Annotated in this window: 15 protein-coding genes; 5 read left to right on the top strand and 10 right to left on the bottom strand. The window is 64.0% G+C overall.

What is annotated here, in order from left to right:
* The first annotated feature begins 13 nt into the window (after nucleotides 1-13).
* On the top strand, nucleotides 14-256 hold the full coding sequence (locus ACZBJS_RS02900; RefSeq protein WP_244558751.1) for a DUF3363 domain-containing protein: 243 nt from the start codon (nucleotides 14-16) through the stop codon (nucleotides 254-256).
* A 27-nt stretch (nucleotides 257-283) separates the two neighbouring features.
* On the opposite strand, the gene ACZBJS_RS02895 is transcribed toward ACZBJS_RS02900, so the two are convergent.
* Together ACZBJS_RS02895 and ACZBJS_RS02890 are read right to left on the bottom strand one after the other, a co-directional pair.
* Nucleotides 284-736, bottom strand: coding sequence for an RES family NAD+ phosphorylase (locus tag ACZBJS_RS02895; protein WP_463438369.1), 453 nt, complete (start codon nucleotides 734-736; stop codon nucleotides 284-286).
* A gap of 134 nt (nucleotides 737-870) precedes the next feature.
* Complete coding sequence (locus ACZBJS_RS02890; RefSeq protein ID WP_463438326.1) at nucleotides 871-1,536, bottom strand: hypothetical protein; 666 nt, start codon at nucleotides 1,534-1,536, stop codon at nucleotides 871-873.
* A 481-nt stretch (nucleotides 1,537-2,017) separates the two neighbouring features.
* Between ACZBJS_RS02890 and ACZBJS_RS02885 the strand changes: the two genes are divergently transcribed.
* Together ACZBJS_RS02885 and dusA are read left to right on the top strand one after the other, a co-directional pair.
* A complete protein-coding gene (locus tag ACZBJS_RS02885) occupies nucleotides 2,018-2,347 on the top strand; it encodes a hypothetical protein (protein WP_463438325.1) in 330 nt (109 codons plus the stop codon).
* 338 nt (nucleotides 2,348-2,685) lie between these two features.
* Nucleotides 2,686-3,681 carry a tRNA dihydrouridine(20/20a) synthase DusA gene (gene dusA, locus ACZBJS_RS02880; RefSeq protein WP_463438324.1) on the top strand — a complete coding sequence of 332 codons (996 nt, stop codon included), beginning with the start codon at nucleotides 2,686-2,688 and terminating at the stop codon, nucleotides 3,679-3,681.
* A gap of 9 nt (nucleotides 3,682-3,690) precedes the next feature.
* Here dusA and ACZBJS_RS02875 read toward each other — a convergent pair whose 3' ends face one another.
* The 5 genes from ACZBJS_RS02875 to ACZBJS_RS02855 all read right to left on the bottom strand — a co-directional run bounded on the left by ACZBJS_RS02875 (nucleotide 3,691) and on the right by ACZBJS_RS02855 (nucleotide 8,099).
* Nucleotides 3,691-4,608: a LysR family transcriptional regulator gene (locus ACZBJS_RS02875; RefSeq protein ID WP_229191310.1), complete on the bottom strand. Its 918-nt coding sequence runs from the start codon at nucleotides 4,606-4,608 to the stop codon at nucleotides 3,691-3,693.
* Nucleotides 4,609-4,773: 165 nt separating this feature from the next.
* Nucleotides 4,774-5,952, bottom strand: a complete 1,179-nt coding sequence (locus ACZBJS_RS02870; RefSeq protein ID WP_456784614.1) for a muconate/chloromuconate family cycloisomerase — start codon at nucleotides 5,950-5,952, stop codon at nucleotides 4,774-4,776.
* Between the two features lie 66 nt (nucleotides 5,953-6,018).
* Nucleotides 6,019-6,888 (bottom strand): intradiol ring-cleavage dioxygenase, encoded by an 870-nt coding sequence (locus tag ACZBJS_RS02865; RefSeq protein WP_076826429.1) that lies wholly within the window; start codon nucleotides 6,886-6,888, stop codon nucleotides 6,019-6,021.
* 72 nt (nucleotides 6,889-6,960) lie between these two features.
* A complete protein-coding gene (locus ACZBJS_RS02860) occupies nucleotides 6,961-7,485 on the bottom strand; it encodes a flavin reductase family protein (RefSeq protein WP_463438323.1) in 525 nt (174 codons plus the stop codon).
* A complete protein-coding gene (locus tag ACZBJS_RS02855; RefSeq protein ID WP_246786706.1) occupies nucleotides 7,482-8,099 on the bottom strand; it encodes an FAD synthetase in 618 nt (205 codons plus the stop codon). The genes ACZBJS_RS02860 and ACZBJS_RS02855 overlap by 4 nt, the downstream gene beginning before the upstream one ends.
* 251 nt (nucleotides 8,100-8,350) lie before the next feature.
* Here ACZBJS_RS02855 and ACZBJS_RS02850 point away from each other — a divergent pair, with 251 nt between their 5' ends.
* Nucleotides 8,351-9,928, top strand: coding sequence for a 4-hydroxyphenylacetate 3-hydroxylase N-terminal domain-containing protein (locus ACZBJS_RS02850; protein WP_028334229.1), 1,578 nt, complete (start codon nucleotides 8,351-8,353; stop codon nucleotides 9,926-9,928).
* 88 nt (nucleotides 9,929-10,016) lie between these two features.
* Nucleotides 10,017-10,307, top strand: coding sequence for a muconolactone Delta-isomerase (gene catC, locus ACZBJS_RS02845; RefSeq protein WP_141342335.1), 291 nt, complete (start codon nucleotides 10,017-10,019; stop codon nucleotides 10,305-10,307).
* Between the two features lie 22 nt (nucleotides 10,308-10,329).
* Here the strand turns inward: catC and ACZBJS_RS02840 are convergent, their stop codons facing one another.
* From ACZBJS_RS02840 to ACZBJS_RS02830, 3 genes are all read right to left on the bottom strand, one after another.
* Nucleotides 10,330-10,920 carry a TIGR02281 family clan AA aspartic protease gene (locus tag ACZBJS_RS02840; RefSeq protein WP_076826434.1) on the bottom strand — a complete coding sequence of 197 codons (591 nt, stop codon included), beginning with the start codon at nucleotides 10,918-10,920 and terminating at the stop codon, nucleotides 10,330-10,332.
* Nucleotides 10,921-10,945: 25 nt separating this feature from the next.
* Nucleotides 10,946-11,149: a DUF1289 domain-containing protein gene (locus ACZBJS_RS02835; protein WP_028334232.1), complete on the bottom strand. Its 204-nt coding sequence runs from the start codon at nucleotides 11,147-11,149 to the stop codon at nucleotides 10,946-10,948.
* A 256-nt stretch (nucleotides 11,150-11,405) separates the two neighbouring features.
* A complete protein-coding gene (locus tag ACZBJS_RS02830; protein WP_463438322.1) occupies nucleotides 11,406-13,013 on the bottom strand; it encodes a sensor histidine kinase in 1,608 nt (535 codons plus the stop codon).
* Nucleotides 13,014-13,262: the final 249 nt, after the last annotated feature.

Below are 13,262 nucleotides of genomic sequence, written 5' to 3'. Positions count from 1 at the left end.
CGGTTTGCACTGTGTGGGCAAGCTTACGGGGCGCGAATATCGCAACGTTAGGGCCGGCGACAGCCTCAGCGGCGTCTACAAGCGAATGCTCACGCTCAGTAGCGGACGGTACGCGCTGATCGAGCAGTCGCGCGAATTCGTCCTGGTGCCCTGGCGGCCGGTTCTGGAGCGCGCGCGTGGCCAACTCGTCAGCGGCAGCGTCGGCGGAGAGGGCATTTCCTGGTCGATCGGAATGAAGCGCGGCATCGGACGCTAGTCCAGAGCCTCTCCGACTTCGACGCGGCTAGCCGGGTGCAAGTCCGACCCTGTATCGCTGCGCAAGGCGCCAGAACCAGTCCTGATCGAGGTTGGTCTGTCGATCGATTTCTCTGACTGAGCTGAGTGCGCGATCGAACAGCGCATAGCAGAGACCTTCGTCGTCGTGGCGGGCGTAATAGGCGATGCCATCGGGATTGAGCGGATGGCTGAAAAGCGCCTTCGACCAGGCCTGCGGCACGTCGTAAGGCAGTCCGCCATGCACCAGCTCGGCGGTCGCGCCGAGAATGGCGAGGGAGGGGCCGGCCAGTCTGACCGGCGAAAGATCTGCCGTGATCTTGAGGCGAGCATAGGCCTTGCGACGGAGCAGGCTGGGGTCGAGCAGCGTCCGTCCCGGCACGCGGAGGAACGTCTCCGCGAAGGCGCCAAAAGGCTCTCGGGCGGCATAGAGAACGCCATAGCTCCCGTCGGGCGCATTCAGCCGGCCGAGACGCGATGTATCGAAGAAGATTGGATCGTACCCGGCGGTTTAGAACCGGTGAACGACCGTACCCGCCCGCAGCCGGACCTGGCGGGGACGGCGACGATCGAGATCGTCCGGCGGCAGCGGAGCGCTCACGCGCCTTGCTGAGCCATGCGCCGGGCGGCCTCGACCACAAGTTCAACCTTGCCTTCCCTCAGGAGGTCGATCGGCTTGCGGCCGCCCAACCGGTCGTCAGGCTGGGCGAGGAAGTTCAGAACCGTCCAGGGGTTGTTGGTCGGCAGCGCCTCCTGGACGGACTTGAGACCTTCGACGACGGTGCCGTCGACGTTGAACTGAAGCGTCGGAAAGCTTCGGTGGTTGCTGGGACCCGGTACCGCAAGGAGGCTGCCTTCCTGCACGCGCTTGTCGACGGCCTGCCGGGAGATGCCCCGCAGGAGCGTTCTGACCTGGTCCAGATCATACGCACCGCCGGATCGCCGAAGATCCTCCTGCGCAATGCGGACGCCCTCGAGAACGGCGAGCGCGCGGGCATTGGGCGCGAATGCGTCCTTGTTGACGCCAGCGGTTTTCTTCGCCGCCTCGGAGAAGAACCGGAATGCTTGCCCCGTTAGTTGCTTGTTCTGCTCACGCACCTTCTGCAGTGCGGTCACGCTTTTGGAAACGATGGCGACCTGCGCGTCGGCAGGAAGCGCGAGGCTCTTCAGGGCCGCGGGTTTCTGCTTAAGTACCATCATCACACCGTCCTCGTGGACGGACAGATCCTCGGTACCGGAGGGCTTTGACTGTGCCTTGGACATGAGCTGAACTCCGCCTTCAATATCGGTATCGAATGCAACTTTGTCAACTTTGACAAACCACAACAGAGGTATTATAGTAGCATAATTGATCCGTGTACGAGATCGCTGCCATCGCGCAGCCCGTCGCGCGGCGATAGTGCTTTCGTCACCGTGCGCCCTTTTTCAGGCTGACGGTCGATGCGACCATCGACGTTGAAGGCACAAGCGGCCCTCGTTCGATTCGTTCATTCGCCGGTGTGCGCATGCGCGATCACCAATCCTGGGCAAGGCCGAACCAGTGATCCAGTTTGATCATGCCATTCACCTTCAATTGAGGAGCTTCCTCACCCACGCCGAGACTGCCGCGACAATGATCTTGCTTCGATGGGTTTGATCGAGCCGGATCTCGTTGCCGACGGCGATTTTTATTCAGGTTGAATGCGAGCCGTCATCCCGCTTTTCATCTCGCCGCGCTCGTTGCGAGCGTCGAGTGGGGCGGACAATGTTTCCGGCAAAAATCTACATCGGTCAGATCACCGTTGTCTTCGGCATCGTCATCGCGTCGACATGGGGAGCGACGCAATGGACGGCGGCGGCGCTCGGATTTCAGGCGCGGCTTGGCGCGCCGTGGTTCGCCATTAGCGGCTATCCGGTCTACCTGCCCTGGCGATTGTTCGAATGGTGGTTCGCCTATGAGCCCGAGATATTTGAGGAGGGCGGGGCTATCGCCGCGGCTGGCGGCATTGCGGGCGCGCTGTTTGCAATCTTGAGCGCCTTCAGTACGGCCGCTTTGGATCGGCGAGGGGGGCGGCCGACGTCGCGCATGTCTTGAATGTGCAGATCAATGATGTCGCCGAAGGTCTTCGCTTTTACGGCAGCGCGGTTTGGGTGACCCGCTACGATCAATATTGCGCTCCACGTCGAGCGCCCATTCCTCGCCGTCCTTGCGGCGGCGAAAGGTCTCTGCCACATAACGGTTCTTGCGGCGAACTTGACCCGCCAGTTCCCTGACGGCAACTGAGTGAAGGTGGCCATGGTCGTGTGCTTTTCCCAAACGGTGTGCGATACGTGTGCGTCGAGAGGTCAAAACGGGTACAAACGTGTGCAAATTCAGCAAATTTGGCGGGTACTCGTTCTTGTTACATCCCATTGAGAGCTTAAGGTAAATCATTGGAATCGCAAGACTATCTCTTTTCTGTGGCACCCATGATGGACTGGACCGACCGGCATTGCCGGGTCTTCCATCGGCTGATGTCGCGGCGGGCGCGGCTCTATACGGAGATGCTGACGACCGGCGCCATTATCCACGGCGATCGGGCCCGGCTGCTCGGCTTCGATGCCAGCGAGCATCCGGTGGCGTTGCAGCTCGGCGGTTCCGACCCGCGCGATCTGGCGACCGCCGCAGGGATCGGCGAGCAGTTCGGTTACGACGAGATCAATCTCAATGTCGGCTGTCCCTCCGATCGGGTGAAGGATGGCCGCTTCGGCGCCTGCCTGATGGCCGAGCCCGCGCTGGTCGCCGAAGGCGTTGCGGCGATGAAGCGGGCGGTGCGGATTCCCGTCACGGTGAAATGCCGGATCGGCATCGACGACCAGGATCCGGAAGTCGCGCTCGATACGCTGGCGCGCGCCGTGATTGCCGCGGGCGCGGCCGCGCTCGTCGTGCACGCGCGCAAGGCCTGGCTCAACGGATTGTCGCCGAAGGAGAACCGCGACATCCCGCCGCTCGACTACGATCGGGTCTATCGCCTCAAGGCGGCGTTGCCGGATGTGCCAATCATCATCAACGGCGGCATCACGAGCCTCGCCGAAGCGAAGCAGCATCTGGCGCATGTCGATGGCGTGATGCTGGGGCGGGCGGCCTATCAGGAGCCGTGGCGGCTGCTCACCGTCGATTCCGAGCTGTTCGGCGAGACTGCGCCGCACGTGACGATGAAGGACGTGTTCGCGGCGATGCTGCCCTATATCGAGCGGCAGCTTGCCGAAGGCACGCGACTGCATTCGATCACGCGGCATTTCGTCGGCGCCTTCCATGGCGTCCCGGGCGCGCGTGCGTTCCGCAGGCACCTCGCGGAGAACGGCGTTCGGCCGGGGGCTGACATCGATGTGCTGCGCGAGGCGATCGCATGCGTCGACGATCGCGCGCCGGCGGCGGTCGCGGCCTGAGGGCGATCGTTACGGCTTGCGCTGACGCCGCGTGACGTCCTGTGCGACCTTCAGGAAATTGAACAGATGTGGCATCCGGTTGTCGCGCCGGTAGTTCAGCGACAGCGCAGTGCCCGGATTGTGTCCCTCATAGGCGCGGTAGGCGACGCCGGGCCGCTCCGCCTCCGAGACCGATTTCGGCACCAGCGCGATGCCGACGCCGACCGACACCAGGCTGATCGCGGTCTGATAGTCCTGGGCCAGCACCTGCGATTTCGGAATGAAGCCTTCTTCGAGGCAGATGTTGAGGATGTGGTCGGCGAAGCTCGGGCGCGGCTTGCGCGGGTAGAGGACGAACGTCTCGGCCTTCAGCGCCGCCAGCCGCGGGATCTTTTGCTCGAGCAGGGGCGAAGTATCTGACAGCGCGAGGATCAGCGGTTCCTGCAGCAACGGCTCCGACTTTAGCTCCTCGTCGTCGAGCGAGGGGCGGGCGATGGCGATATCGATCTCGCGCTGGATCACCGCGCGCTTCTGCTCGGCGTTGTTCATCGCCGACAGCGCGAGCTCGACGTCAGGATAGGCCGACCGAAACGCCTGGATCACGCTCGGCAGCACGCCATAGGTCGCCGATCCGACGAAGGCGACGCGCAGGTGCCCGGAAAAGCCTTCGCCGATCCGCTTGATCTCGCGGTGCGTGCGGTCGAGCCGCTCCAGCACGTCGCGCGCGCGTTCCAGAAGAACGCTGCCGGCCTGGGTCAGCCTGATCTGGCTGCGGCTCCGGTCGATCAGCATGACGCCGAGATCGCTCTCGAGTTGCGCAATCTGCCGGCTGAGCGGCGGCTGCGCGATCGCGAGCCGCGATGCAGCACGGCCGAAATGCAATTCCTCGGCGACGGCGACGAAATAGACCAGCCGCCTGAGATCCATGACATCGTCGCGATCGGTCACGGCTAGCCGAACGCTTGCTCGCGCGCTTCCGCGGAAGCGGCGGAAAAACCCTGCCGGGTTCGATATCGCGTGGTCATGTGCGCACGATCGAGACGATGGTTCCGACGCGAAGACTGGGCGTGGGTCCGTGGATTGTCAATTGTCCGCGGGAACGACGCCATCCGGTTAGTCCTTCCGGGCGAAGGTGCGGATCTTGTCCTCGTCGACCTCTACGCCGAGACCGGGGCCGTCAGGGACGCAGATCTCGAACTCGTCGAATCTGATCGGGTTGACGACCAGATCCTCCACCAGGATTCGCGGACCGAAATGTTCGGTGCCCCATTCGAGCCTGGGCAGGGTGGCGAAGGCGGCGAGATGCGCCGCCGCGCCGATGCTGCTCTCCAGCAGGCAGCCGCCATAGAGCTCGAGCCCGTGCGCGGCCGCGACCGCAGCGGCGCGCTTCATCTCGAACAGGCCGCCGCTCTTGACGAGCTTCAGCGAGTAGACGCTGCCGCAGCCCATCGCGCCCGCGCGCGCGATTTCCTCCTTGGTGAAAGCCGCTTCGTCCACCAGCAACGGGATCGAAGTGCGGGCCGCGACCCGCGCCATCGCTTCCAGTTGCAGCGCCGACACCGGTTGTTCGATCAGGGCAACATCCAGCTCCTCCAGCGCGGGCATGAAACGGATGCATTCGGCCTCGGTCCAGCCCTGGTTGACGTCGACGATCAGGCGCACCTCATCGCCGAGGCCGGCGCGCAGCGCTTGCAGCCGCTTCAGATCGACCTGCGGCCGGTTGAAGCCGAACTTGATCTTGAACTGACGGTGTTCGCGGCGCCGCAGCTTCTCTTCCGCTTCTTCCACCTCCTGGCCGCTGTCGCCCGACGCCAGCGCCCAGATCACCTCCATGCGTTCGCGCACGGCGCCGCCGAGCAGCGCGCTGGCGGGCAGGCCGAGCGTCTTGCCGGCGGCGTCAAGCAGGGCGGACTCGATGGCGCCCTTGGCGGCGAAATTGCGGGTGGCGGCCTTGCTCATGCGCAAGGCATTGGCTTCGAAGGCGAGGGCGGGCTGTCCGAGCAGCGCCGGCGCCAGATAATTCGTGACCGTGGCCTTGATCGACTCCACGCTCTCCTCGGCCCAGCGCGGCCCGCCGAGCGTCGAGGCTTCGCCGATGCCCGTCACGCCGTTATCGAGCAGGACGCGCACCAGCACGTAACCCTGATGCGTGACTTCCGTGTTCGAGAGCTTGTGCCGGCGGCGGGTCGGTGCCTCCACGATGGTCGCGCGGATGCTGCGGATCGCAGTGTCCTTTGCGTGAGCCTGCACGCGCTCCACGGGCTCGGCGATTTCGATCACGGCACGACTCATATGTCCTCGCAGGTCAGTTCAGAATGAGCCCTGCCAGGCCGATGGCTTGGCAGGACGTAACGGGTATTACTCGGCCGCGACGAGCCGTTCGGCGGCGGCTTTCTTGAGCTTGAAGTCGAAGTTGAGAACCAGATCGGTGTCGGCGCCGGCGGGGGCCTTGGCGAACCTGCCGATCAGGCTCTGCTTCACGGCGAACACCGAGTCGTTGTCGAGATACTTGGTCTCGGAATCGTAGATCTGCGAGATCAGCGATTGATAGCCGTCCTTCGAAAGCATGAAGTGGATGTGGCCCGGACGCCAGGGATGGTGGCCCATATATTTCAGCAGCTCGCCGCCGGCGCCGTCATAGGGGATCGGATAGGGCTCGGGGCGGAGCGCCACGAGGGCATACTCGCCGTTGGCGTCGGTCGTGAAGCGTCCGCGCAGATTGTAGGCCGGCTGTTCCGGATCCTGCAGGTCGTAGAGGCCGTTCGGCGCGTCTTCCCAGACGTCGATCGTGACGCCCTCGATCGGCCGCCCCGCGGTGTCGCTGATGCGCCCTGAGACCTTGACGGTCTGCGCGTTGTCGAACGTCTTCTTGATGATGGAGGCGCCCTTGGGCAGCACCGGCGGGTTTTCCCGGTAGAACGGTCCGAGCACGGTCGACTCGCTCTCGCCGTCGGTGACCCGGTGATCGAGCATGTCGACCAGCACCTCGACGCCGAGGATGTCGGCGATCAGGATGAACTCGTTGCGCTTCTCGTCCGAGATGTCGCCGGCACGGCGCAGGAATTCGCATGCGGCGAACCACTCGGCGAAGGTCAGGTCCACCTCCTTGCAGAAGTCGTGCATGTGGCGGATCAGGCTCGTCATGATCTGCCGGTTGCGATCCGGAATGTCCTTGGAGAGCGCGGCGATCACGTGGTCGGTGATGGTGTCCTTGTTGACGTTCAGCATGGTCGTTCCTCCTTTTCTTGCAGTTTGCTCAAACTTGCATCCCCGTTTTTTCGGGAATATCGGTTGCTGGTCTCACCAGACAAATTCGTAAGCGGCATTCTCCAGCGTCGCGGGCGCGGGGTGCGGATCGGCAAGGCCGCCGAAGCGGCCGCGGAAGAACAGCAGCGGCTTCTTGCTGGGCTCCAGCGACATCTCGCGGACGTGGCCGAGGAAGATCGTGTGGTCTCCAGCGACGATCTCATCGGCGAGATCGGTCACGAAGTATGCCGCCGCGTTGGCGATCACAGGCAGGTCGTTGCGGCGTTCGAAGACGTTGCAGAGGTCGAGCCTTGGCTTGCCGGCGAAATGCCAGGCGAAATCCTCCATGCCCTCGGCGAGGATGCTGACCGCAAAGCGGCCGGTGTTCTGGATGTTGCACAGCATCTTCGCGCTCTTCGCGATCGAGATCGCGACCAGCGGCGGATCGAGCGAGACCGACATGAAGGCGTTGGCCGTCATGCCGTGATCGCGGCCCAGGCAATGCGTGGTGATGATGGTGACGCCGGTGCCGAACTGGCCGCAGGCGTTGCGCAACTCTCGCGGATCGATGGCGGTCATTGGCTTGCGACCTCGAGTTGGGCCAAACCGGATCGGTTGGCCGGTGGCGCGGTCACGATATCTCGCCAGTTTTCCAGCGTCGCCGCGGTGGCGGCAAGGCCGGATCGTCGCAAGGCGCGAATCCGGCTGCTGGAGACGATCTCGCCATTGCCGCAGCGCACCGGCGGCAGGATGCGGGTGTTGAAGTGCTGCCGCAACAGCAGCGCGGTGCCGCCCTTGCAGGACCCGAAGCGGAAATCCTCGCCGACGATGACTTCGCGTGGTCGCAGAAGCTGCAATTCGGCGAGGAAATCGAGCGCGGTGCGCCGGACGTAGATCTGGTTGAAATCGGCGACGACGACGTGGTCAGGCGCGAATGTTGCGATGCGCTCGAGTTTTTCGCGAAGCGAAATCAGCGGCTTGGCCTGGCCGAAATACACTTTTGGCGGCGGATCGAAGGTGTAGACCACGGCTGCAATGCCGCGGCGCCGCGCTGCCGCGATGGTCTGCCGCAGCAGTTCCTGATGGCCGCGGTGGACGCCGTCAAATGCGCCGATGGTCACGACGCAGGCGTCGAGGGCCAATTTCCCATCGCGATGGAAAGCGACAGCGCTGCTGTCAAAACCCTTGCCCATGGTTCGCTCCCTTGCCGTGCTGCATCAGCTGCGGCTTGCGCCGGCCGAACAATCCCTGCCGTCCGGTCCGTGCCATCGAGTCATAGCCCGAGCCAGGCCGGTCTGCGCGGTATGGTGTGATACCTTTCGCCCGCTTCGGGTGAGCGCGTAGCGTTTCCTCCGATGTCACGCCGTCCAAGAGCGTGACGAGATGGTCTTAAGGCCGGTGTGGCAACGCCGCCGGTCCAGCGACACAAGCGGAGGAGAAACCCATGACTACAGCAGCAGCCCTGCGGGCCGACGTGCCAGCGTCGACCACCAGCGTCTATACCGGTGCGGAATTCCTGGACAGCATCCAGGATGGCCGGGAAATCTACATCTACGGCGAGCGCGTCAAGAACGTCACCCAGCATCCAGCCTTCCGCAATTCGGCGCGGATGGTGGCGCGCTGGTACGACCGTTTCCATGAGAAGAAGGATCAGATCGGCGTCCTGACCGACACCGGCTCGGGACAGCTGACCCATCCGTTCTTCCTCGGCTCGAAGACGGCCGACGACCTCGTCAAGGGCCGCGATGCGATTGCCGAATTGCAGAAGGTTGCGTTCGGCTGGATGGGCCGCTCGCCGGACTACAAGGCGTCGTTCCTCGGCACGCTGGGGGCGAATTCAAGCTTCTATGGCGATTACGCCGGCAATGCGAAGAAGTGGTATGCCCGGACCCAGGAGCGTCTCGACTTCTGGAATCATGCCATCGTCAATCCGCCGATCGATCGCGACCGCGCCATCGAGGAGGTGCGCGACGTCTTCATGCATGTCGAGAAGGAGACAGACGCCGGCCTGATCGTTTCGGGCGCGAAGGTGGTCGCGACCGGCTCGGCGCTGACGCACTACAACTTCATCGCCCACTACGGTATTCCGATCAAGGATAAGTCGTTCGCGCTGATCTTCACGGCGCCGATGGATGCCAAGGGCATCAAGCTGATTGCCCGCTCGTCCTACGAATTCACGGCGGCGGCGACCGGCTCGCCGTTCGACTATCCGCTGTCCAGCCGCTTCGACGAGAACGACTCGATCCTCGTGTTCGACAAGGTGCTGGTGCCCTGGGAGAACGTCTTCATCTATGGCGATGTCGACAAGATCAACCAGTTCTTCCCGGCCTCGGGTTTCATCCCGCGGTTCACGCTGCACGGCGTGACGCGGCTTGCCGTCAAGCTCGACTTCATCGCCGGCCTGTTCTCGATGGCCGTCGAGGCGACCGGGTCGAAGGATTTTCGCGGCGTGCAGACGGCGGTGGGCGAGGTGATCGCCTGGCGCAATCTGTTCCACGGCATTGCGGACGCCATGGTGAAGTCGCCGATCGCCTGGCAGGGGACCGACGGCTACAATCTGCCGAATCTGAACTACGGGCTGGCCTATCGCGTGTTCGCACCGATGGCCTATCCGCGGATCAAGGAATTGATCGAGCGTCATGTGGCGAGCGGCCTGATCTATCTGCCGTCGAGCTCGGCCGATCTGGAGAGCGAGGCGATCCGGCCCTATCTCGACCGCTTCGTGCGCGGCTCCAACGGCTATGCCGCGATCGACCGGATCAAGCTGCTGAAGCTGCTCTGGGACGCGGTCGGCTCCGAGTTCGGCGGCCGGCATGAGCTCTACGAGCGCAACTATGCGGGCAATTACGAGAACCTGCGCGTCGAGACGCTGATGGCCGCGAGCGCCACCGGCGACCTCGGCGCCATGCAGGATTTCGTGCGCAATTGCATGAGCGACTACGACGTCTCCGGTTGGACGGCGAAGGACCTCGTCAACCCCGACGACATCAACCTCGTCAGCCGCGGTCTGGTGCAGGGCTGACGATTTGTTAGACGGATCAATGGAGCCGCCACAAGTTGCGTGGCGGCTCCACGCTGTTCCATCTTGTTGCAGAAGGGGTTCACTTGTCATGCTGTTCCACGTCGAAATGGATGTGCGGGTTTCGCACGATCTCCCGGTCGAGAAGGTCGACGCGCTGAAGGCGGCGGAACGCGTCCGTGCCATGGAGCTGCAGCGTACCGGGGCCTGGCGCCATCTGTGGCGGGTGGCCGGGCGCTACGCCAATGTCAGCATCTTCGACGTCTCCGGCGCGCAGGAATTGCACGACATCCTGTCCAGCCTGCCGCTGTTTCCGTTCATGGAGATCCAGGTCACGCCGCTGTGCCGGCACCCGTCGTCGATCCACGACGACGACCGGTAGTGGTGGAGTAGGCGCCGTCGCGCTAGTCGACGGCCGTGCGCGCGCGCCGGTGGCGGCTTGAGGTGTTGATGCTGCCGGTGACATCGGGGTAGCCGGTCAGGCTCAGCGTGTCGGCGCGAACGCCCCAGCTCTCGAGCCGGTCGAGGAAGCTCATGCCGAGCAGGTTGGTCTTCATCTGCCCGCGCTGCACCACCAGCGCCGGCACCGATTTCTCGACCAGCTTGCCGACCGCGAGCCGGTCGAGCGTCAGCCGCGCCGCCTTGGTGTGACCGCCGGCGGTCTCGAGGTCGACATTGTATTCGAGCATATCGATCGGCAGCCCGATCGCTTTCGCGGTTTCCCAGGTCAGCACGACCGAGGTCGCGCCGGTGTCGATCACCATCGGGGCGCTGACGCCGTTGATCTTGGCGCGGAACGCGAACTCGCCACCCTGGCCGCGCGCGATCTGCACGGCGGGGGCGGAGCTGGAGGTCGAGGCTGAGGCGGTGATGCTGCGGCCGAAGATCTGGGTCAGATTCTCCCTGGCGCGGGCGATCTGCTCGGGGTCGCCATAGGCAACGACGGCGCCGGCGGTTGCCATCAGCAGCACGATGACGAGGAGGATACGGGTCACGGCGCCACTCCCGCCGCAACGCCGATCACGCGCGCTTCGGACGCGGCTCCATGCGCTCGAGCCCAGCCTCGGCCATGCGCGCCGGCAACGTCGCCATCACCGATAGCCGCTCCGCGCGGTCCATCTTGTGCCAGCGCGCGATCTCCGGAAGCGTGCGGCCACAGCCGAAGCAGAGCTTCGTCCTGGGGTCCATCATGCAGACTGCGATACACGGCGTCTCTGAGCTCATTGTTCAAGTGTTGAACGGTTTCGGCGGCCGGTGCAAGCCGGTTGACATGGGATGCTGCATCACGCCTCGGCATTTTGTCGCGAGCATGGTCCTGGCGCGAACGCCTTGGGTTTGTTGCCAAAGCGTTTTCGAGCGAAGTGGATACCGGTTCGCGTAGAGAGAGCGCGTCAGAACCAAGATCTGGAGCCCCGTTCCGAATCGATCGGAACGGAAAGGGCTCTATCGATAACTGCGTCACGATCTTCCGCGACATGCTCTACAATCCGGTGCCGGCACTCATGATCGACTTGCGGCGCACGCGCTTCCGGTCGGCGCCCATCGCGGGCTCGACGGGCTCCGGCGGCTGCATCGGCGGCGCTTCTTCCGCCATCGGCGCCAGCGCGCTCATCACCCGTTCCGGCGGCAAGGTGACGATCACCTCGGTGCCGATGCGCAGCTTCGACTTCAGCGTGAAGGTGCCGCCATGCATGTCGATCAGGCTTTTCGCGATCGGCAGGCCAAGGCCCGCGCCCTGTTCCGCCGACTTGATCGAGTTGGAGCCCTGGCCGAAGGAGGCCAGCACGACCGGGATCTCGTCCTCGGCGATGCCACTTCCGGTGTCCTTGACGCTCAGATATTGCCCGCCCGACGCGGTCCAGCCGACCTTCAGCCAGATTTCGCCGCCCTGCGGGGTGAACTTGATCGAGTTGGAGAGCAGGTTGAGCACGACCTGGCGGATGGCGCGCTCGTCGCCCCAGATCCTCGGCATGCCGTGCTCGAACACCTCGTGGATGGTGATGCCGCGGCTGGAGGCGCGCAGCTTCAGGAGATGGTGGCAATCGGCGACGACATGCACCAGCGCCACGGCCTCCTCGTTCAGCTCGTAGCGGCCGGCTTCGATGCGCGACAGGTCGAGGATCTCGTTGATGAGATTGAGCAGATGCACGCCGGAATTATGGATGTCGGCGGAATATTCCTTGTAGACCGGCACGGTGTGCGCGCCGAAAATCTCGCTCTTCATCACCTCGGAGAAGCCGAGGATCGCATTGAGCGGCGTGCGCAGTTCGTGGCTCATCTGGGCGAGGAAGCGCGACTTGGCGACGTTGGCGGACTCGGCGCGGTGCCGCGCCTCGTCCGAGATCGCCTTGGCCTGTTCCAACTCGCCGATCAGCGCATCCTTTTCGGCGCGGGCCTCCAGCGTCGCCAGCGTGGTCGAATGCAGGCGGTGCGCGAGCAAGGCGAAATAGCCTTCGGCCGCAAGCGCCAGCAGCGCCAGCACGTAATTGTCGAACGCGCCATTGAGCACGAGGTCGAGCGCGATCCCGACCGTCACCGGAACCGTTGCCGCAAGGGCCGCGATCGGCAGGCTCGCGGCCAGCATGCTGGAGACCGCGATCACCAGCAGCATCAAAAACATCATCAGCGTGTTGGAGGCGAGATCGCGCCCGGCGGGGTGGATCAGGATCGCGGTCCAGCACAGGCCGTAGAGCAGGTCGAGCAGCACGAAGCGGGTCCGCCATTTGCGGGTGACCGCGACCGAGGTTGGTTCGGCGAGGAAGCGGGAACAGCTGCGGATGATCGCGAGATGGACGCAGAGGATGCCGACCGTCCAGGCGCCGGCCACGATCGGCTTCATCCAGAGGCCAAACAGCACGCCGGTTGCCACCACGAGCAGCATCACGACGTAGGACGCCGAGATCCGGGTCTGGGCGTATTGACGGAGCAGTTCGGCGTCGAACGCCGGGCGGGTTCCACTGGTTGACGTTAACCGATCCCGCGCCTCGCGCACCCGCTGCGCGGCGACGCGCCGGCTGTTCACCGGCGCCGTCACCTGAGGTCCTGCCGGAAGCGCTACAACTTCAGGCTTTTCTGCGGAATTACTCATCAACAACACAAATCCTGCCCACGAACCGCGCGGGCTTTTTGCATTGTCTATCTGTGACGCTAAATCATTAAGCGTTGCCTTAAAGAGCTAAGGAAAAGCGTAAACGGGGAGTTAAATTAACTTTTGCGCGGGGGGCCTGCTGTTGTGCGATGGCGGGCGCACACGCGCATGCCGGGTCTGACAATCCCATGTTGTCATGGCCGGGCTTGTTGTCCCGGCCATCCACGTCTTGCTTTTCGTGGATCCAAA

The sequence above is a fragment of the Bradyrhizobium sp. KZN70725 genome (assembly GCF_055264925.1).
Note: the sequence above shows the minus strand (reverse complement) of the source record. Positions and strands in the feature narration are given on the sequence as shown.